The following is a 21,814-nucleotide window of genomic DNA, read 5'->3' on the forward strand; positions in this document are numbered from 1 at the left end:
GTGGGGAGGGGGGTAACCGCCACCGACTCGCGCCGTTGGTCATAGCTACTCGCGCCCTCACTCCCGGTGGGGACGGCTGTCTGCATGGCGACTTGGGGCTGCTCCACGAGGCGGACCACCGAAGTGGCCACCCCGATCACCACGATCACGATCGCCGCCGTCCGCGCCCACGTGATCGACGGCTTAAACCAGGCTCTCCCCAAGGTTTCGGGCAGGGCCATTAACTCCTCACTATAGGTATCCAGTGCAGTGACCAGGTCAAACAATTGCAACGTACTCAACTGCACCGTGTCACCAATGGCTGCCGTCGCCAAGGGGCCAAGGTACAGCCGATGATAGAGACCCCCATCGGGTTCAAGCTGAAGGGAATTCCGGTGCTCCGGAGGCGTACCGGCGGACGATCGTGCCCCCATTGGCAAGGGCGGCTCTGGGTAAGAGGCCTTCGCCGGGGCGGCTACCCTCAGGTCTTGCCCCTTTGCCGATGAGGCTGGGGTGGGACTAGGCGGCGCGATCGCGGCTGCGGGGGTATCTGCAACCGGTTGCGCCGCCTCCGAGGCCGGGTCTAACGACAAAACCTTGAGAACGGTGTTTGCCAGTGTCCCTAGCTCCCATTCCGTCTCCGCGAGTTGGGCTTGTACATAGGTTTCGACGACCGTATGGAGTGCCTCTAATTGTTGGCGATCACCCTGGAGGGTTGTGCGCTGCTCGTCGGGTAGACGGGGATCATCCAAATGCAGCCGAAAGCGCAAATCCCGGACCACCGGACGGCTAGCCCAGCGCGACAAGGGAGACTGTTGCGCATACAGTTCCAAGGTGCACGTTGGGGGCGTATAGCGACGGAGGAGGGTGGTGGCAGCAAACATAACGATAACGTTTGGGGGAGAGAGGAGAGAGGAGAGGGGCAATAGGCAATCAGGAGAGAGGCCGTAGGCAGCGGGCAACAGAACCGTTACGCTTCCTTGGCGGTCGCGATCGGGGATTTGGCGCGATCGAGGAGCGATAACCAGAGCCGCCGGGGACCACTGGCACCGCTATAGAACAAAAGGTCAATGAGGAGCTTGAGGGCCAGACGACTGAGGGCAGCAGGCGGCACGGTATCGCCTGCCTCCATTCGCTCCTGGTAGGTATTGCTAAAGCGATCGAGGTAATCGCCCAGCAAAGCGGCCCGATAGGGAGCCTGTCCCTGAGCGGTCATCTGTTCCAGTAGGGCAACGGCACGGCGGACAAGTTCTTGGTGTTGGGTGGCCAAATGGCTGCTAATCAAAACCAGGGCGCGGGCCTCATCAACATCCAACTTTTTCCGCCCCCCTTGGCTCTTGCGGAGGGGATTAGCCTGTCGTAAACGCCACAGGGCAATGCGATCGGGCAGCATTTCCGTGAGTTCGAGGGTAGCCGCTGCTTGTAGCATGGCCTCCGAGCCAATTCCCGCCAAGGCTTCCAATGCGAGCAGGACGAGATCCAGATGCGCCTTGATATTATCGAGTTGCTCTGGAGCGGGTGTCTCTGGCAGCGTCAACGCTTCAACGGGTGACACAGGATTCGATGGCTTCACGGATAACTCTATAACTCCCAGGATAGGAAATAGAACTCGTTTAGGGTGCGTGGTTACCGGTTCTGTAACCTCCAACTTACAATCCTAAAGCGTCTCTGGATCAATGCCCATTGCCCGCAACTGGGTTGCTAGACGTTCAGCTCGCTGGCGTTCCTGTTCGGCTTGTTGTTGGGCTTGTTCGGCTTGTTGTTGGGCTTGCGCCACCCGTTGGCGTTCAACCTCGACTTGGTGGAGTGCGTGTTCTTGGGCCGTGGGAAGGAGCGTTCCATCCGGCTTTGCCCAGCGTAGCCAGGTGGTCTCAATCCCTTTGTAGGGACCTGTCCAAAGGACGAGGGCTAGCTGTAAAACCTGGCTGACCAATTCTCCCTGGAGACCCAATGCCAGTGGTTGGTAGCTCCCTCCCTTGAGTTGGAATCCAGCCCGATCGCTCGGATTAAAGGGATCAAACCAGAAGTATTCCGGTACATGGAGGCGATCTTGGTAGATTAGCTTCTTCTCGGTTTTATCAAAGTTAGCAGTACTGGGTGAAAGTAATTCAATCACCACATCAGGCGTCTTGCCCTCCTCCCAACACACCCAACTCCGTCGTTCTCCCTTGGGGACACCGAGGACCGCGAAAAAGTCGGGACCCTTGAAATCCTGATTCTTGACCTGGGCTAGGCTGTAGTAGACAAACATGTTACCGCCGACATAGCCATCATCACGGTTCTCTAGCCAACCTTCGATCGCATCGATCAATAAATCCATTTGGCTCTTATGGCGCTGGGTCTCCATCGGCTCACCATCGTCGTAAGGTAGATCAAGTTGGGTGGGGGGCAAGGCAATACCGAGAGATTGGAAATGGCTAGAAGTCATGACGCTTGGGAGGTAATGGGGATTTTCCTATTGTAAGAGGCTCGAAATTCTCTGGGCTGCTTTCTGGCCGCACCCACTCTGGATCTCCCAGATCGGGCCAGCATCCACTCAGGGTGGGGTCTGAAGTAATGGTCCCGATCATGCAACCGGGGGTCGGGGTTGAAACTGGCGTAACCGGAGGGCGTTGGTGACGACTGAAACCGAACTAAAGGCCATCGCTGCTCCCGCTAAAATCGGATTCAGCAACCACCCCCAGAACGGATAGAGAATTCCCGCTGCGATCGGAATCCCCAGTATGTTATAAATAAAGGCGAAAAACAGGTTTTGTCGGATGTTCTTCATCGTCGCTCGACTCAATTGAATCGCCGTCACAATCCCCCACAAATTGCCTGAAATCAGTGTAATATCACTGGCCGCGATCGCCACATCTGTCCCGGTTCCGATCGCAATCCCGACATCGGCCTGGGCCAACGCGGGTGCATCATTAATCCCATCCCCCACCATCGCCACGATCGTCCTATCGCTGTTTGAGTTTTGAATTTTGAATTTTGAATTTTGTGGGGGTTTCACATTTTGCAAAGACTGGACCACTGCGGCTTTTTGATCCGGGCGAACTTCGGCAAACACGGTGTCAATGCCAGCTTGCTGGGCGATCGCCTCTGCCGTTGCCCGGTTGTCGCCCGTGAGCATCACCACCCGCAGACCCAACTGTTTTAGCGCTCGGACGACCTCAGCCGCCGTGGGTTTCAGGGCGTCGGCGATCGCCAGAATCGCCTCGACACTGCCGTCGATCGCTACCCACACCACGGTTTGTTGCTCAGCTTCCCAGGCCAGGGAGCGGCCATAGAGGGGTTCCACCTTCACCTCAATCCCTTGTTCGTGGAACCAGCGTTGGGTACCGATTTGTAGCCAATGGTCCGATACCCTGGCCTGTACTCCGCGTCCGGCCAAAGCCACAAAGTCAGTGACGGTGGGCAGATCGGCTTCATGGGTGGCAATCCCCTGGGTTGCAGCATAGCGGACGATCGCGTCGGCGAGGGGATGTTCGGAATAGCGCTCGACCGCAGCCACCAGCCTTAGGAGCTTCAGTTCCTGTTGATTGGCTGTCCCTGCACGGGTGACAAATTGGGTGACCGTTGGTTTGCCAACCGTCAAGGTTCCGGTTTTGTCGAGGACGATCGTTTGGATCTGGTGGGCCAGTTCCAGGCTATCGCCGCCCTTGATTAAAATGCCCTGTTCCGCCCCCTTCCCCGTACCAACCATAATGGAGGTTGGCGTTGCCAGCCCCAAGGCACAGGGGCAGGCAATGATCAGGACACTGACCGTTGTCACCAACGCCAGCGTGATCTCGCCGACCAGGAAAAACCACACCCCAAAGGTGACGATCGCCACGATCAGGACCGCTGGCACAAACCAGCCCGTGACCCGATCGGCTAGCCCTTGAATGGGCGCTTTGGCCGCCTGGGCTGCCTGTACCAGTTGCACGATTTGGGCTAACACGGTTTCCTGACCCACGCGGGTTGCCCGAAATTGGAAGGACCCGGTTTTGTTGATTGTCGCGCCGATGACCTCATCCCCCGGTTGTTTCGCCACGGGCAAACTTTCCCCCGTCACCATTGACTCATCGACGCTGGAGGTGCCTGCCACCACTTCCCCATCCACTGGAATTTTTTCACCGGGGCGGACGCGGACCTGGTCCCCTACCTGCACCTGGGCGATCGGAATCTCTATGTCCTGACCATCCCGAATCACCAGGGCGGTCCGAGGTTGCAGGCCCATCAACTGGCGGATAGCCGCCGAGGTTTGGTGTCTGGCTCGGCTTTCGAGCGATCGCCCCAACAGAATCAGGGTAATAATCAATGCCGAAACTTCGTAGTACACCGTTGTCGGTAGCCCCTGCGCCTGGAAGAAGGCCGGGACAAAGGTGGGCAAGAGGGAATAAAAGAAGGCCGCACTTGTCCCCAGGATCACCAGGGTATTCATATCGGCTACCCCCCGTTTCAACGCCTTCCAGGCCCCGCTATAGAACGAACGACCACACCAGAATTGCACGGGCGTTGCCAGGACCAGTTGCAGGTAGGGATGGTGGAGCCAGTGGGGAATCCAGGGCAGGGGTAGCCCCGTCATCATCGGCAATCCCCCTAGCAGCAAAATAATACTGACACCCCCACCCAGAATCAATTTGCGCCGAAACAGGATCGCCTCTTGGCGGGCAAGGGGATCAGCCTCACTGCCTAGGTCAAACTCCGCTAGGGTTTCCCAGGGAATCGCTTCATAACCCGCCTGGGCGATCGCCTGTTGAATCGTGGCTAAATCCACCTGCTGCTCGTCATATTCAATGCTGGCTTGCTCCGCCCCAAAGTTGACACTACAGGTCACCACCCCCGGTGTTTGGCGCAGGACACGTTCGATCGCATCGGCACAAGCGGCACATCCCATACCCTTTAGGCGTAGAAGCTGGCTGGTCATGGTCTTCCTCCTTACCATACGTTAGGGGGCGGATTGCTGTAGGTATTGCCCCACTAAATAGAGTGATCCGCAAAGAACCAGGGGTGCAATGCAAGAGGCCACGTTTTCACGAGAATTTTCCGCCAAAAACCGTCGCCGAGCTTCACCTGCCCTTGTCAGGGCGGTGCCGAGATCGGGGCAGGTTTGGCAATCTTGCAGGTCGGGGCACAGGGAATGGGCCAGGGTCGCCAACGCTGGCGGGTCAGCGCTATTGTGGCCAGGGACCGGCATCAGATAGAGGGCATCGCCGGGTCGGAGCAGGGTCGCCAGGATTGAGTCATGCTCTTTGGTCGCCAGCATCCCCATCAGCCAGAAGTGGGGGTGGGGAGCCGACGTTGACCCTGGCCGGCGATCGAGATAGGTCCGGAGCACAGCCGCTGCCGCCGGGTTATGGGCACCATCCAGGAGCAAGGGGTGTCCCTGCCAAGTCGTCCACTGGATGCGTCCCGGCCACCGGGCTTGGGCCATTCCCGTTTGGATGGCTGCCTCACTGATTTGCCAACCCTGCTGCTGAAGTTGCTGGATCGTCGCGATCGCGATCGCCGAGTTAATTAACTGAAACTCCCCCGCCAACGCTAACGGATAGGTCACCCCATAGGCTCGTGCCCAAGGCGGCTCTCCGACCCCACCGGGATCGCCTAGCGTCTCCCTAGGTGCATTGCTCCCCTCTCCCTGAACCTTTTCTGCTTGAGTCTCTCGACCTTGTTGGGGCGCTGCGATTGCCTCAGCCGCCGTCACCCACGTCGCGGGACACCCCAACGCCGCCACCCTAGCCCGCACCACCCTAGCGGCCTCATCGGGAAGGGGACCCATCACCGCCGGACAACCCGCCTTCAGAATCCCCGCCTTTTCCCGCGCAATATCGGCCAGCGTTGGCCCCAATACCTGCCAATGTTCTCGGCTGAGGGATGTAATCACACTCACCAAGGGGCGATCGCAGACATTGGTGGCATCCAACCGCCCCCCCAAGCCCACCTCAATGACGGCAATCTCCACCTGCTGCTGGGCAAAATACATCCAGGCCGCAACGGTTAGGACTTCAAACAGGGTGGGCAACGTTGCCGCCACTGCCGGATTCTCGCTGCGGGCGAGTTGGGGACGCAACCGAGTGATGATCTCATTCAGAATGGCCAGGAAATCCGATTGGGCGATCGGGGCTTCATTCAAGCAGATCCGTTCTGTCCAACTAACCAAGTGAGGGGAGGTATAGCGTCCAGTCCGATAGCCCGCTGCCGTCAGGATCGATGACAGGTAGGCACACACCGAGCCTTTGCCATTGGTCCCGGCGACATGGACGATCGGGATGCGGTGATGGGGATTGCCACACTGGGCCAATAGCCGCTCAACCCGTTCAAGGTCCAGGCGTATCCCAAAGCGCTGGAAGGGGCTGAGTAGGGCAGTGATCGGCCCGTCGGGAGCGGGCGAATCCGTCGATGCCGTTGGGTGAAAGGCCACGGGGTTAGGTTCAAGATGGCTACAGACAACTCCATTATTCTGCCCGATCGCCCCCCCCGATGCGTCAGAGGTGAGGGTACCAACTAACAATGCCAGGAGCGAGACTTGAACTCGCGACACGAGGATTTTCAGTCCTCTGCTCTACCAACTGAGCTATCCCGGCGAGGGAACTTAAGATAATTGACACCTAAGCAACTTAAGTACAGTAAACATAAGGTTTTTCAACGTTGGTAGCAACGACTTTAGTCTAGGCTACAGCCCACACTACGAACGCTATAACGTTGATAGTCACGACTTTAGTCGTTCTAGGCTAAAGCCCATACTACGAACGCTACGTTCACTATGTACTGCACTAGCGTTGTTTTAGCGCTTTATTAACTTAGCAAGTCAAGGGGCAACTTGGCAAGCTAGATTTTGGCTAACCTTGGGCAACTCTGAACGGGGGGTGCCCTTAGGGCCTTACCTCTATCTTAACTGGCCCTTAACGAAATCCCTGCTGGCTAGGGGACCAGTGTTGTAAACGGTAACCGAGGGGGGTTGCGGCAGATGCCACCCGATCGCTGACGAGCAAATAGGCCGTTTCCTGGGGATTCAGGGCCACGATCGCGGTTAACCGTTGGTTGGGGGTTGCCGTGAACTCGCTATAGATCAGATGACCCGCATGGGACAGAATGATCGTGCGACGCGGCTGGGTTTGGGGGGCTTGGGGTTGGGTTTGGGTGGCTAGGGCTTTCAGGGTGGCCAATTCCTCAGCTCCCAGGCTAAAGACCATATCGGTTTTGTCGCGATCGGTGAGGGGCACCTGCTGCACCGACCAATGGCCCAGCCAGGGTAACCAGTTGGCTAGCTTGGGGGTAACGCCGTCGGGGATCTGGCCCGCCCGTTGGAGATCGCGCCAGAGGGCCGTAAAGATTTGTTCACTCTGGGCGGCATCCCGTTGATGCAAAGTGGCCAAGCTAAGGGTGGGCGGCTGTAGGAGCAGACGAGCTGCTGTGCCGCTGAGGGCCAGGGGCGGGGAGGTATCTGCCTCCCCAGCGGGCAAGGCAGGCCCCAGGGCCAACAGTTCCAGGACGCCTTGCTGGAAGCGGACGGCTTTCACCTGACTGAGGGTTACCTCCTGTTGCTCATGGGTCTGCCAGGTCACTAGTTGGACATGATCATCGGTGTTGAGGCCCAGTAAGCGCCACAGTTGTTGGGTGGCGGTGGTGGGCGACAGGGTGAGGTCGGGGAAGGGAGGGTGCTGCCACTGTTGGCCATCGTGAAAGCCCAGAACCTGGATGCGATACCATTGCTGATCCGCTGGGCTATCTAAGTGGGGGACGGTATCCGGTCGGAGCCAGTCAGTGGGGTTGGGAGCCGCGATCGCCGTGACGGAGCCGATCATCTGGCCGAAATGGCTGGGGAGCGCTTGCTCAGCTTCGGCGGCCTGGAGTAAATCCAGACGCTGCCGGATACTGGCCTCACGGGTGGCGTCCATGGGTCGTTGCTGTTGTACCCAGGCGATCGCACCTTCGTAGCCGCGCTGGGCCTGGATAAATAACGCACCCCAGGTTTGGAGCGCCACTTGATCGGGGGTAATGGCTAGGGCCGTTTCCAGCCGCCGCCATAGCCGCCCTGAATCAGTTTGGAGTAGGTTAGCGATCTCCAGTCGTTTCGCGGCACTTTGGTCAAAGATAGCCAGCGCCGCCTGCCAACGGCCATCCAATAAGTTCGCGAGGACCTGCTCGCTGGCACTCACCCAGGTTTGCTCGGCCTGGAGGGCCGTAATCCGGGCCTGGAGCTTGATCACATCCATCTGGGCCTGGGCCAAGTCTGACCAGGGAGTTCCCCTTGTCCTGATGGTTTCTAGTTGTTGCAGCGCGGGCGACCACAGCCCCACTTGCGCCAGTTTGAGCGCCTGCTGATAGGCAGCATCATTCAGGGCCGGGGGAACGAGGGGAATGGGGGTGAGGTCCCAGGGACTTAGCAGGAAGTTGCGGGGGGATAGTTGGTAGACCACCAGTTTCGGTTCCAGATCAAGGGTTTGGTTGACCACTAACTCCGGGTATCCTCCCCCCGTCACCGCTTGCCAAGTTGGGGATTGGTTGGCAGGACTAACCCACGGGGCCAGTAAACTGAGGTGTAACTGTTCCGGGTTATAGAACAGGACTTGTCCATAGAGGATGGTCTGAGCGTTCTGCACCCGTTGGCCACTCAGGCTAAACCAAAGGCCGGGTAGCGTCGTGCCTTCAAAACGACGCAGATCCATAAGCGGTAAGGGCTGGTTCGAGCCAGGGGGGGCCGCATCCGGGGCACTGGTGGGGGGAAGCAGGGCGGCCAACACAAAGGATTCGGCAGGCCCCGCCACCATCAGTTGTTGAACGCGGCGGTATTCGGGTTGGTCGGTCGCCGCTAGCGGGGCTTCAGTCCCAGACTGGTACACACGCAGTTCGACCAGGGCATCGCAGGTGGAGCGGATCGTTGCTAGGCTTTTGGGACAAGGTGTGGGTGAAGAGATGGGCAGTAACCAGGCGGTCACGGCGGTGGGGTTAGTGGCAGACGGTTGGGTACTGAGGGGGATAAGGTCACCCGGTATTAACCCAACCTGACGGATTTCCGTCCGGATGTCGGCGAGCGTCTGGGGGGGATGTGGCTGGTCAATGGGGATGCGGGTCCACTCTGGTAACCAACGATTGAGCCAGGTGGCCTGATTGGGATTGAGCATGAGGCGCGTCCCTAGCCAGAGGCCCCCACCGATGAGGCCGATCGCCGCCGTCAGACTGACGATCGTCAAGCCCAGTTTGAGGCTGTTGCCGAGGTGCGATTCCCGGCGAGGCCGTTGTCTGAAGTGTCGATACTTGCTCGGTCGCGCGTTGGGGTGCCGCGGTCCCCCTGTGGGGATGCTGCGCGATCGCGGGGGGCGGGTTTGGGGCGGTTGGCCACCGGAACCACGATAGGCGGGGGCTGGCGTTGCGGCTGGCGGGGATTGAAGTTTGCGACGGATTGCCCCCACTTCCAGGGTTGGTAGCAACGGATCGGCAATGGGCAGGGGATCGTTGGGGTTATCCCCAACGAGGTCATCGCTGACTACCTCGGAGATCGGCTCCTCATCCTGCTCGTTCATCCCGGCCCACATCCCAACCTGTCGCTAGCGCTTGCCTTTCACTTTAGCCCGTTTGTCCGGAAAATGGATATGCCCCGTCCAGTCCCTCCTTGGCTAGCCCTTGCCGTCCGTTTTTATTCGCGGGGAAAGTTGCTAGAGTAAACCCAGTTCTTGTTGTTCTCTCACCCCTTGCTAGCTGCCTGCCCCTGCCCCTATGCAACCGACTGATCCGAACAGATTTACTGATAAAGCCTGGGAAGCGATCGTCCAATCCCAGGATGTCGCCCGTCATTATCGCCAGCGGCAGTTAGAGGTTGAACATCTAATCCTCGCGTTGCTGGATCAGGAAGACGGCCTAGCGGACAAAATTTTAGTCAAGGCGGAGCAGGACCCCACCAAATGGCAACAACAATTGGAAGCTTTTGCTCAGCGCCAACCTAAGGTCATGGGGGAAACAACGGAACTGTATTTGGGGCGGGGATTAGATGTCTTGCTCGATCGCGCGGAACTGGCCCGCAAGGCCCTCCAGGATGAATATATTTCCGTTGAACACTTGCTGCTGGCCTTGGGGGAAGACGATCGCATTGGTCGCCGTCTCTTCAAAACCTTTAACCTGGAGCAGAAACCCCTAGAGTTGGCGATTCGGGGTCTACGGGGCAGCCAAAAGGTCACCGACCAAAGTCCCGAAAACCGCTACGCGGCTCTGGAAAAATACGGACGGGATCTCACGGAATTGGCACGGGCCGGGAAACTCGACCCGGTGATTGGTCGTGACGAGGAAATCCGGCGGGTGGTGCAGGTCCTCTCCCGGCGCACTAAGAATAATCCCGTGTTAATTGGGGAACCCGGGGTTGGGAAAACCGCGATCGCCGAAGGGCTGGCCCAACGGATTGTCAACGGCGACGTGCCCGAATCCCTCAAGGGGCGGTTGCTCATCTCCCTGGATATGGGGTCCCTGATTGCCGGAGCCAAGTACCGGGGGGAATTCGAGGATCGGCTGCGGGCGGTGCTGCACGAGGTTACCCACTCGGACGGTCAAATCGTTCTATTTATCGATGAACTGCATACCGTGGTGGGGGCTGGGGCCGCCCAGGGGACAATGGATGCGGGCAACCTGCTCAAACCCATTCTGGCGCGGGGAGAATTGCGCTGTATTGGGGCCAGCACCCTGGATGAATACCGCAAGCACATTGAAAAGGATGCGGCCCTCGAACGGCGGTTTCAACAGGTCCTGGTGAGTCAACCCAGCGTTGAAGACACGATCTCGATCCTGCGAGGCCTCAAGGATCGCTACGAAGTTCACCACGGCGTTAAGATTACCGACTCGGCGCTGGTGAGTGCGGCGACATTATCCAATCGCTACATTTCCGATCGCTTCCTGCCCGACAAAGCCATTGATCTCGTCGATGAGGCCGCCGCCAAACTGAAGATGGAGATCACCTCCAAGCCAACGGAATTGGAAACCCTCGATCGTCGCCTGATGCAATTGGAAATGGAAAAGCGATCGCTCGAAGGAGAGCAGGCGGGGGTAGCCCGGACTTTTGGGACTTCCCAGGATCGACTGGAAAAAATTGATTTAGAGATCACCGAACTACAAGTCCGTCAACAGGAACTGACTGCCCAATGGGAAGGTGAAAAACACCTGTTGGAGGAGATCAATCAACTGAAAAAACAAGAGGATCAGCTAAAAGTTCAAATTGAGCAAGCCGAGCGGGATTATGACCTCAATAAAGCGGCCCAGTTGAAATACGGTCAACTGGAAAATATTCAGCGCGATCGCGAAGCCAAGGAGAGCCAATTACAGGACTTGCAAACCCAGGGAACGAGCCTGCTGCGGGAACAGGTAACCGAAGCGGATATTGCCGAAATTGTCGAAAAGTGGACCGGCATTCCCGTCAGTCGCCTCCTGCAATCCGAACGCCAAAAACTCCTGCAACTAGAGACCTACCTCCACCAGCGCGTGGTTGGGCAAGCGGAAGCGGTTGCCGCCGTCGCGGCGGCGATTCGACGGGCACGCTCGGGGATGAAAGATCCCGGTCGTCCGATCGGTTCCTTCCTGTTTATGGGACCCACGGGTGTGGGTAAAACCGAACTGGCGCGGGCATTGGCCCAAGCCCTATTTGATACTGAGGACTCCCTGGTGCGGATCGACATGTCCGAGTACATGGAAAAACACGCAATCTCCCGCCTGATCGGTGCCCCACCCGGCTATGTCGGCTACGACGAAGGGGGCCAACTCTCGGAGGCGATCCGTCGCCATCCCTACGCCGTAGTGCTATTGGATGAAGTGGAAAAAGCCCACCCGGACGTGTTTAATATCTTGCTGCAAGTCCTGGATGATGGCCGGATTACCGATTCCCAAGGGCGGACGATCGACTTCCGCAATACCGTCATTGTGATGACCAGCAATATCGGCTCCCAATACGTCCTCGATATGGTGGATGTGCCCAACCAACTCCAGGCTGCCCTAGACAACGAAGGCTTGACCCTGGCCGGGGTATCGGGGGAAGTCGCCTTTGACTGGTTGGCTCGGATTGTGGAAAAACGCATGGCCCACCGTTTCCGTGACCAAATCCTGCGCACAACCCAACTGGCATCGCTAACCGGGGAAGCCCTACTGGCAGAGTTCCTGACCTATCTGCAACACCGGGTGACTGAGGCCCTGCGCAGCCACTTCCGCCCCGAATTTCTCAATCGGGTGGACGACATCATCCACTTCCACACCTTGTCCAAGGCGGAACTGCGCCAGATTGTGAATATTCAGGTCCGCCGCATTGAGCGATTGTTGACCGATCAAAAAATTAGCCTGGAACTGACGGATGCAGCCCTCACCTATATTGCGGATGTGGGCTACGATCCGATCTATGGTGCCCGTCCGTTGAAACGTGCCCTACAACGGGAATTGGAAAATGTTCTGGCCATGAAACTTCTGGAAAATACCTTTACCGAAGGCGATACGATCGTGGTGGATGCCCCCGATGAGCATGGTCTTCAGTTTGCCCACAAGGACAGGCAGCCCCTAGCCGTGGCTATCCCGTAGGGGTGCGGATACTGATCGTGATTCTACAGAGACCCCAGCGGAATTTTCCATAGAAATACGGATTTGTCCCTTGCTAAACTGAATCCATAGTGAGACAATAAGAAAACTGTTACCTGTTGCCGTGCTTTTCTCCAGCAAAACGCGTGGTGAGAGTGGATATCCCCTTGGCTAGCCGGATCGCCAACCGTTGTATACCAAAGCCAGGGTTTTGGGTCAGGCTGCTGAGTGAACTGGTGAACTCTATGGGGTGGAAGGCATTCCTGTGAAAGAGCGTGACGGTATCCATCCAGAACTCACCCTGCAACGACAGATTGAGCGGGAACGGTTGATTGTGGCGCTCGCCCGTCGCCTACGCCAGGATTTAGACCTAGATACCATCTTGAGTACAACTGTAACGGAGGTCCGGCAGTTTTTACGTTGTGATCGCGTTGTTCTCTACCAATTTGAACCCAACTGGAGCGGTCGGGTGGTGGTGGAATCGGTGGATTCCCGTTGGCTGTCCCTGTTGCATCAACTGATTCATGATCCCTGCTTTGGCGCAACCCAAGCCCAAGCCTATCGACATGGCCGGGTCTCTGTAATTGAAAATGTGCAATCGGGCGCGATCAAGCCCTGTCATGTTGACCTGCTGACCCAATTTCAGGTCAAGGCCAATCTCGTGGTACCCATTTTACAGGGGCAAATCCTCTGGGGTCTCTTAATTGCCCACCAGTGTGATGCGCCGAGGGTGTGGGAATCCCTAGAGGTCGATCTGTTAAAACAACTGGCTGAACAGGTGGGAGTGGCGATCAAACATGCCGAACTGTTTCAGAAGGTTAACCATCTTGCGGCCAGTCTAGAACAACAGGTCCAGGAACGCACCACCCAGTTGCAAACCGCGCTTAATTTTCAGCAGACCCTGCATCGGATTACAGCTAAAATTCGCGAAAGCTTAGATGAGGATCGGATCCTTCAAACCGTGGTGCAAGAGTTGGGCCAAGTGCTGGAAGTAGACTGTTGTGATGTGGCCATGTTCGATGCCGATCAAACAGCACTCACGATTTGTTATGAGTATGCGCCGGATTTTCCCTCTGCCCATCATCGCACGACTAAAACGACCGATCTAGGGGATATGTATCGGCAGTTAATACAAGGCCAAATTCTCCAATTTTGCACCCTAGAATTAGATGTAGATGGCAAACGGCCTGTCCCAACTCATACGGTTGTCTTAGCGTGCCCGATCGCTGATGAGACGAAAGTCCTGGGTGACCTGTGGCTATACCAGCAAGATACGGAAGGGTTTTCGGAAGCGGGGGTACAATTGGTACGCCAGGTAGCTAACCAGTGTGCGATCGCCCTGCGCCAATCCCGACTGCACCAGTCAGCCCAAGCCCAGGTTTATGAATTAGAACGCCTCGATCGCCTCAAGGATGATTTCCTCAGTCGCGTTTCCCATGAATTACGATCGCCGATTGCCAATATCAAAATGTCAGCCGAGGTCCTGGAGATGTTCATGGCCAGTGGCTCCTTAACCCCCGATAAGGCCGGACGCTATATCAAAATCCTCAACGATGAATGTGAACGGGAGATGAGTCTGATTAACGACCTCCTGGATTTAACCCGCCTAGAGGCTGGCAATCGGCAACCTTCACTCAGCCGCATCCGCTTACAAGACTGGGTGCCCCACGTGGTAGAACCTTTTCATCTGCGCACCCAACAGAATCAACAAATTCTCCAGTTAAATTTAAACCCAAACTTACCAGAGATTGTGTCTGACCTTTCTGGTCTTGGTCGAATTCTGACGGAGTTACTGAATAATGCCTGCAAATATACCCCGATTGCGGGGACAATTACCGTCTCTGTCTGGGAAGAGCAAGCCACGATATACCTGAGCGTCTGTAACACGGGGACCGAAATTCCCCCGGAAGAATTGCCCCGTATTTTTGATAAGTTTTATCGCGTCCCGAGTAGCGATCGTTGGCAACATGGGGGGACTGGTTTAGGGTTAACCCTCGTTAAAGGCTTAGTCGAGCATCTCGGCGGTAGCATTCGGGTCGAGAGTGGGGAGCAAACCACAACTTTTACCTTAACCCTCCCCCTGGCACTGACCTAAGCGCTAATCTTTGGGGTATGGGGGGTGTCCCGAACGGTGAGGTCACCCCCAGCCGCCCCTGTTCACCCCCTAGCCACTACCCATGTCGATTCCCCCGCCCACCCTGCTCGCCCTTGACTTTGATGGGGTTCTCTGTGATGGCCGCCGCGAATATTTCCAGTCGGCTTGGCGGGCCTATGGTCAAATTTGGGCGGACGCGGCTCCCCTGCCCCCCCCTCACCTCGAACAGCCGTTTTACCGCTTGCGTCCGGTCGTGGAAACTGGCTGGGAAATGCCCCTGCTCCTGCGGGCGATGCATCTGGACTATGCCGAAGCCCAACTCCTCCAAGATTGGACCACGATCGCGCCCCAATTACTGGCCCGCGAAGGTCTCACCCAATCCGAACTGCAAACGGCCCTCGATAGCCAACGGGATCAGTGGATTCAGACCGATCTCACGGGCTGGCTACAACTTCATGACTTTTATCCCGGCACAATCGCTCGCCTCCAGGCCGCGATCGCCGAGGCGGTGCCGGTCGTGATTATTACCACGAAGGAAAGCCGCTTTGTGAAGCAGCTTCTCCAGCAGGCGGGGATATCCCCACCCCTACCCCAGATTTTTGGCCGAGAGCAGCAACGGCCCAAGCGGGAGATCCTGCGATCGTTGCAATCCGGAGACCCCCGTGTATCCAGCCATCCCCCCAGCCCCTCAATTTGGTTTGTCGAAGATCGCCTCAAAACCCTACAAAATGTCCAGCAACACCCTGACCTTGCCAAGGTTGCCCTGTTTCTGGCTGACTGGGGCTATAACACGGCGGCGGAACGCGCACAAGCCCAGCAAGATCATCGCATCTCCCCCCTTTCCCTAGAGCAGTTTGGTCAACCGTTTCCGGCCTGGTACCGGGATGCGCCATCATCAGCCCAATCCCCCTAAAACGGACAGGCGAACTCCCCCCGGCTATTGACCAGGCAACCTACAATAAATCAGCACCAAGACTGACGATTCGCAACGAGACCGATATACTGATCGCAATCGCCTGGGCTGTCTGCCGCCAGCGATCGTTCCCTCACGCACAGCGACCCGATCGTGGACCTACATCGCTTAATTCCATTTTTTGATCCCTCGGTGAAGGAGTGGGCGATCGAAGCCCGCATCCTCCGTTGGCTGACCTTTATGTGGCTAGGGTTAGGACTGGTAGTGCTGTACTCCGCCTCCTACCCGATCGCCGATGCGGATTTTGGCGATGGCTTGTACTACGTCAAGCGGCAACTGGTGTGGGTCGTCATTGGCCTCGTGGGCTTTAGCCTGATCGTCCATTCCCCCCTCCGCTACGTCCAGGGGATTGCCCATTGGTGCCTGTTCGGCTTGATGGGACTGCTCTTTATGACCCTCCTACCGGGACTGGGCACGACGATCAATGGGGCCACCCGCTGGTTGGTGATTGGGGGCGTCCCGATTCAGCCCTCCGAACTCTTGAAGCCATTTTTAGTCTTGCAGGGAGCACGGATCTTCAGCCAGTGGGGACGCTTAAGTTGGGCGACCCGCCTCTTGTGGCTGGGGGTTTTTGCCTGTATTTTGCTGGGGATTTTGTTGCAGCCCAATTTAAGTACCACCGCCCTGTGTGGCATTACCCTATGGCTATTGGCCTTGGCGGCAGGATTACCCTATCTGCATTTAATGACAGCAGCCCTGGCGGGGGGGTGCTTGGGGGTCCTGAGTATTGCCACGCGGGAGTACCAACGGCGACGGGTCCTGTCGTTCCTGGACCCGTGGCAAGATCCCCGTGGAGACAGTTATCAATTGGTGCAAAGCTTGCTGGCGATCGGCTCTGGCGGGCCGTGGGGATCAGGCTTTGGCCTCTCCCAACAAAAGCTATTTTATTTGCCCATTCAGTATACCGACTTCATTTTTGCCGTTTTTGCCGAAGAGTTTGGGCTAATTGGGGGGGTGTTGCTGATTGTGTTCCTAGGAGCCTATGCCACCTTGGCCCTGCGGATTGCGATTAAGGCGCAACGGCCCTTACATCAACTCGTGGCGATGGGGGCCATGATTTTCCTCGTGGGGCAATCCCTGCTGAATATTGGGGTGGCAACGGGGGCGCTGCCCACCACGGGCCTGCCTTTCCCCCTGTTTAGCTATGGCGGCAATTCGATGATTGCGAGTTTATTGTTGGCGGGCCTCTTAATTCGGGTGGCGCGTGAAGGGAGTGAGGCGCAGGTCGTCTCCTTGGGGGAACATCGTCGCAAAACGGCAAGGCCCTCACTGGCAGCGGCCAACACGCCTGGGATGAGTACCGCCTTAGCCCACCGCAGTGCCCCCTCAGAACTGGTTACCCCCTCCCCCCGACTGACGGGATCGGAACGTCGTCGCCGTCGAACCCGATCGTTCACCTAAAACAGCCACCCCGCGCCTATGAGGACGAGATCGACGTGGGACGGATATCTTCGTTGAGCGACCACCGGTAGTCGATCGCCTGGTTGCTACGACGGCAAGACTCTTCCAACTGCTTTTGCTGGGCCATTGCCTTGCGGAGCGTGATGATCAATTCCTGCAACTGTGCCCGCTGCGGTGAACCCGGTTCGATCGCGATCGCCGTTTGCCGTTCTAGCAATTGCAACAGGAGTTCGTAATGAACATAGGATGGAAGGGGAATCGGTTGCATAGGGAAGAGAAGGGCTAAGGAAAGAAAGGAAATCAGGAATAACAGACGAGCGATCGTCGCACCTGGAGATGCAGCCGTGAGGGATGCAGCCGCCACGAAGGGATAACAATTCCCTAACTATCTTGCAGATCCCCAGTCGCCGATCCGGAGGGTACGGGCGACGCAGCCATCAGGGGCGCAATCAGTGCCTGCAAGGCTTGGCTGGGGTCAGGCTGGCGCATCAGCGACTCCCCAATCAGGACAGCCCCCGCACCCACTGCCGCCATCTGCGCTAAATCGGCTGGGGTATACAGCCCAGACTCGCTCACGCAGAGAATATTCCGAGCCTGCAATTCCGGGCCGTAGTGGCTTAAGAGATGGCCAGTGGTGTTGATATCGACCGAAAAATCCTGAAGGTTGCGATTGTTGATTCCCACCAACGCGAGACCGTCGAGGCCGAGTACTCGCACTAATTCGGCTTCAGTGTGAACCTCAACCAGGGCACTCATCCCTAACCCTTGGGCAATTTTGAGGAAGTATTGTAGATCTTGATCACTCAGGATCGCCGCAATGAGCAATACCGCATCCGCGCCAAATCGCCGTGCCAAATAAATTTGATAGGGATAAATCAGAAAGTCCTTACACAGGAGGGGCAGGTCTACCGCTGCCCGAATGCGTTCTAGGTATTGGAAACTTCCCTGGAAAAATTCCGTATCGGTCAGAACTGACAGACAACTGGCCCCCCCTTGGGCCAATTGCTGGGCTAAGGTAACGGGTTCAAAATCAGCCCGAATAATTCCCTGGCTAGGGGATGCCTTTTTCACTTCGCTAATAATGGCTGGCCGTTGCGGGGCCGCCCGCAGGGCCGCGACAAAGTCCCGGGGGGGCGGACTGGTCACCACTTGACGGCGCAGATCTGCCAGGGGCAGTTGTTCGCGCCACTGGTCAACTTCACGTTCCTTATGCCAGACGATCTTCTCAAGAATATGCTGGGGTTCCGCATCGGGCACCCTAACGTGGTAGGACAGATGCTGAACCGTCACGGGCGGATTAGGAGGACGACGACGCACTTGCATAGGCAACCAGTTCACTGGTGAAGGGGGTGGAATCCCGCATCCCCACCCACAGACCAGCCGGTCTAGTAGCGGGTAACGTAGGTTACTTACTAGGCTAACTTAGCTTGCTGGGCTAGCCCTTGGCAAGCACGGAGGGGATAAAACGCCAGTGGACCGGGTGGGAACGGCAAGGCAATCGCGATCGCCTGCTCCCGCTAGGGGGCGTAGCACCGGGGTAACGGTTATCCCCGCGATCGCCTGCTCCCGCTAGGGGCGAGACGCATCGGCCTGGCTTGCCTGATTGAGATTTAATTCAGGTAGAATTATCTGTTGATTTCCCTGCGGAGCACCTAGTACAGTCAGCATAAAGGTTCGCAACGTGGGTAGTAACGACTTGAGGCGTTGCAGGCTAAAGCCTGAGCGACAAGCGTTGCATACCTCACGTCCATACTCGGTGAGGTACAGGCCAGGGGCTTAAGCCCCTGGTTCGCAAGGCTTGATAGTACTTCAACAGTCCTTCATTAGAGAGGCAACGGCTGTAATTAATTATGTGCTGCACTTATGCGCTGCACTAGTGATTGATAATTACCTAGTTATTGTAATTTTCAGCCAATTAAAAATCGATTATTCCTGGACGAAATTAAATCAATCCTGACCACGGTAATTAGGGAGCATAGTCGTAATGTTACAAACCTATCTTTATGCGATCGCGGCTGACGAGCCATCCAGAGCTAGGGTCTTTGAGTTGCCAGGTGCCCGTCCCCACTACACCCCCGATCGCCCTGGGCAGGTTGAGCATATTTTTTTAGACCTGGTGCTGGATATCCCCAACCAGTCCTTGCAGGGGACCTGCCAGATTCGCTTAAAGCCAGTACGGGATGGGATTCAGCACCTAACCTTGAATGCTGTAGCCCTAGCCATTCAATCCGTCAGCGTGACAACGGCGACCCAACCCCAACCCCAGATCTGTGCCTTTGATACCGACGGGGAAACCCTCACGATTACCCTACCCCAACCCACAAGGGAGGGCCAAACCCTGACGCTGGCGATTGTCTATGGGGTCGAAAAGCCGCGCCGGGGGCTGTACTTTATCCAACCCACACCCAGCTATCCCCATAAACCCGTCCAGGTATGGACCCAGGGGGAAGATGAGGACTCCCGCTACTGGTTCCCCTGTTTCGACTATCCCGGCCAATTGGCCACCTCCGAAATTCGCGTCCAGGTGCCCCATCCCTTCCAAGCCATTTCCAATGGGGAGCTGATCAACACTGAGAGCAGCGGTGATGCCAAAATTTACCACTGGCGGCAAAACGAGGTTCATCCCAGTTATTTAATCGCCCTAGCGGTGGGGGATTTTGCCACGATTCAGGAGGAATGGCAGGGGAAACCCGTGACCTATGTAGTCGCCAAGGGGCGTGAGGCAGATGCCCGTCGCACAATGGGGAAAACGCCCCAGATGCTCACCTTTTTTAGCGAGTTTTTCGGCTATCCCTACCCGTTTCCCAAATATGCCCAGGTTTGTGTCGAAGACTTTATCTTCGGTGGGATGGAGAATACCTCGACGACGCTGCTGACCGATCGCTGTTTATTAGATGAACGGGCGGCGATCGATAACCGGAGTTCGGAAACCCTGGTCGCCCATGAATTAGTCCACCAATGGTTTGGTGATTTGTTGGTGATTAAGCACTGGTCCCATGCTTGGATTAAGGAGGGGATGGCCTCCTATTCGGAGGTGCTGTGGACGGAGCAGGAATATGGGAGCGATGCTGCGGCTTACTATCTGCTGGGGGAGGTGCGCAGTTATCTGAGTGAGGATCAATCCCGCTATCGGCGACCGATTGTCACCCACGTCTATCGTGAACCGATCGAACTCTACGATCGCCATCTCTACGAGAAGGGGGCCTGTGTTTACCACATGATCCGGGGTGAATTGGGCGACGCCCTCTTTAAGCAAGTCATCCAAACCTTTGTGCGGGATCATGCCCACCAGACGGTGGAAACGGTGGACCTGCTGCGGGCGATCGACAAGGCGACCGGTCGTAATTTGCTGTTCTTATTTGATCAGTATGTGTACCGGGGGGGACATCCGGACTATAAGGTGGCCTACAGTTGGGATGGCGACAGCAACCTGGCCAAGCTGACGATTACCCAAACCCAGGCCAATCCCAAGGCCAATGGCATGGATCAGGGGTTATTTGATCTGAAATTGCCGATCGCTTTTGGGTACGTGGAAACCAGCGCCTCCCCCGCCGAGAAAAAGCCGAAAAAAACCAGCAAAGCGGCCAGCAAGGCCAAGGTTGTAGCCCCAACGGTGACGCTCACAACCTTTACAATTCGGGTGCATGAAGCCGAACAAAGCTTCTACATTCCCCTGGCAGCCAAACCCCAATTTATTAGCGTTGATCCGGGCAATTTCCACCTGAAAACCCTGACGCTGGAGTATCCGGTCCCCGAACTCAAAGCCCAACTCCAGTTTGACCCCGATCCCATTTCCCGCATTGATGCGGCGATCGCCCTCGGCAAGAAGGGGGGCCTAGAAGCCGTCAATGCCCTAGTCATGGCCCTGCAACAAGACCCCTTTTGGGGGGTGCGGATCGAGGTGGCGGGTCAGTTGGGCAAGCTGAAACTAAACCAGAGCTTTGACGGACTCGTCACGGGTTTGGCCGATCCGGAGGCGCGGGTGCGACGGGCGGTGGTCGAGGCCCTAGCGGAGTACAAAACATTGGCCAGTTATCAAGCCTTGCTTCCCCTCGTAGAAAAGGGAGACCCCAGCTATTACGTGGAAGCAGCAGCCTGTCGGGCGATCGCCAGCATTGTGGCGGTGCAGATCAACGATGTGCCCAAGGAAGCGGCGGTGATCACCCTACTGAAACGGGTGCTGAAGGATCGGGCCGGTTGGAATGAGGTGGTGCGATCGGGGGCGATCGGCGGCCTCAGCCAGTTGAAAACCTCAGAAGCCGCCTTGAACCTGGTTTTGACCTATACGGAGTTGGGGGTGCCCCAACCCTTGCGGCTAGCCGCAATTCGTGCCCTCGGTCCCATTTCCACGGGGCAAACCAGTGCCCAGGTCGATCGCATTCTGACCCGCTTGGAGGGGTTGGCCCATGAGGACTTTTTCCTCACCCAGGTGGCGGTGGTCACGGCCTTGAGCGCAATGGAAACCCCGAAGGCGATCGCATTGCTCCAGGGGTTAAGCGAACAGACGGCAGATGGGCGGGTGCGCCGGATTGCGGAGGAAGCGATTCCCAAGGTACAGAAACAAGTGGGAGCCGATCGTACCCTTCAGCAAATTCGCCAGGACCTCGACCAAATGAAGCAGGAGAACCAGGATCTCAAGAGTCGCCTTGCCCAGTTGGAAGCCCAGAAAAAGGGTAAGGGGGCTACCGACGCAACCACAGCCAAGCCAAAGTCAGGCATGAAAAAAAGCAAGGTGGCCAGATAGCCACGGGTTGACAGCACTTCCATACCCGGTAAGGTACAGACAAGGGGCCTAAGCCCCTTGTTCGCAAGGCTTGACCGTACTTCATTAGCGCGAGAACGGCTGTAGAGCGATT

Annotated in this window: 13 protein-coding genes and 1 tRNA gene; 5 read left to right on the top strand and 9 right to left on the bottom strand. The window is 57.0% G+C overall.

The annotated features are described in order from the left end of the window. From ACWIUF_RS05115 to ACWIUF_RS05145, 7 genes are all read right to left on the bottom strand, one after another. Positions 1-863 (bottom strand): DUF4335 domain-containing protein (locus ACWIUF_RS05115; RefSeq protein ID WP_448571183.1); only part of this gene is annotated, 863 nt, incomplete at its 3' end. An 86-nt stretch (positions 864-949) separates the two neighbouring features. Beyond that, positions 950-1,534: a DUF3038 domain-containing protein gene (locus tag ACWIUF_RS05120; RefSeq protein ID WP_448571184.1), complete on the bottom strand. Its 585-nt coding sequence runs from the start codon at positions 1,532-1,534 to the stop codon at positions 950-952. 102 nt (positions 1,535-1,636) lie between these two features. Next, positions 1,637-2,407 (bottom strand): Uma2 family endonuclease, encoded by a 771-nt coding sequence (locus tag ACWIUF_RS05125; protein WP_448571185.1) that lies wholly within the window; start codon positions 2,405-2,407, stop codon positions 1,637-1,639. Positions 2,408-2,545: 138 nt separating this feature from the next. Beyond that, complete coding sequence (locus ACWIUF_RS05130) at positions 2,546-4,876, bottom strand: heavy metal translocating P-type ATPase (RefSeq protein WP_448571186.1); 2,331 nt, start codon at positions 4,874-4,876, stop codon at positions 2,546-2,548. Between the two features lie 21 nt (positions 4,877-4,897). Continuing rightward, positions 4,898-6,490, bottom strand: a complete 1,593-nt coding sequence (locus tag ACWIUF_RS05135; protein WP_448571188.1) for a bifunctional folylpolyglutamate synthase/dihydrofolate synthase — start codon at positions 6,488-6,490, stop codon at positions 4,898-4,900. Next, a tRNA-Phe gene (locus tag ACWIUF_RS05140) sits at positions 6,461-6,533 on the bottom strand. Before ACWIUF_RS05140 ends, ACWIUF_RS05135 begins: the two co-directional genes overlap by 30 nt. 318 nt (positions 6,534-6,851) lie before the next feature. Beyond that, complete coding sequence (locus tag ACWIUF_RS05145) at positions 6,852-9,473, bottom strand: hypothetical protein (protein WP_448571189.1); 2,622 nt, start codon at positions 9,471-9,473, stop codon at positions 6,852-6,854. 193 nt (positions 9,474-9,666) lie between these two features. Here ACWIUF_RS05145 and ACWIUF_RS05150 point away from each other — a divergent pair, with 193 nt between their 5' ends. From ACWIUF_RS05150 to ACWIUF_RS05165, 4 genes are all read left to right on the top strand, one after another. After that, entirely contained in the window at positions 9,667-12,492 is a 2,826-nt protein-coding gene (locus ACWIUF_RS05150) for an ATP-dependent Clp protease ATP-binding subunit (RefSeq protein WP_448571190.1), read from the top strand. A 262-nt stretch (positions 12,493-12,754) separates the two neighbouring features. Next, positions 12,755-14,584: a GAF domain-containing sensor histidine kinase gene (locus tag ACWIUF_RS05155; protein WP_448571191.1), complete on the top strand. Its 1,830-nt coding sequence runs from the start codon at positions 12,755-12,757 to the stop codon at positions 14,582-14,584. A gap of 82 nt (positions 14,585-14,666) precedes the next feature. Beyond that, positions 14,667-15,497 (top strand): HAD family hydrolase, encoded by an 831-nt coding sequence (locus ACWIUF_RS05160; protein ID WP_448571192.1) that lies wholly within the window; start codon positions 14,667-14,669, stop codon positions 15,495-15,497. Positions 15,498-15,650: 153 nt separating this feature from the next. Continuing rightward, on the top strand, positions 15,651-16,958 hold the full coding sequence (locus ACWIUF_RS05165) for an FtsW/RodA/SpoVE family cell cycle protein (RefSeq protein WP_448571193.1): 1,308 nt from the start codon (positions 15,651-15,653) through the stop codon (positions 16,956-16,958). A gap of 16 nt (positions 16,959-16,974) precedes the next feature. Here the strand turns inward: ACWIUF_RS05165 and ACWIUF_RS05170 are convergent, their stop codons facing one another. Both ACWIUF_RS05170 and trpC read right to left on the bottom strand, forming a co-directional pair. Further along, entirely contained in the window at positions 16,975-17,322 is a 348-nt protein-coding gene (locus ACWIUF_RS05170; protein WP_448571194.1) for a DUF5340 domain-containing protein, read from the bottom strand. Between the two features lie 17 nt (positions 17,323-17,339). Continuing rightward, positions 17,340-18,281 carry an indole-3-glycerol phosphate synthase TrpC gene (gene trpC, locus ACWIUF_RS05175; RefSeq protein ID WP_448571196.1) on the bottom strand — a complete coding sequence of 314 codons (942 nt, stop codon included), beginning with the start codon at positions 18,279-18,281 and terminating at the stop codon, positions 17,340-17,342. A gap of 661 nt (positions 18,282-18,942) precedes the next feature. On the opposite strand from trpC, the gene ACWIUF_RS05180 reads away from it, so the two are divergent. Beyond that, a complete protein-coding gene (locus ACWIUF_RS05180; protein ID WP_448571197.1) occupies positions 18,943-21,702 on the top strand; it encodes a M1 family aminopeptidase in 2,760 nt (919 codons plus the stop codon). Positions 21,703-21,814: the final 112 nt, after the last annotated feature.

The organism is Trichothermofontia sp. (assembly GCF_053493415.1).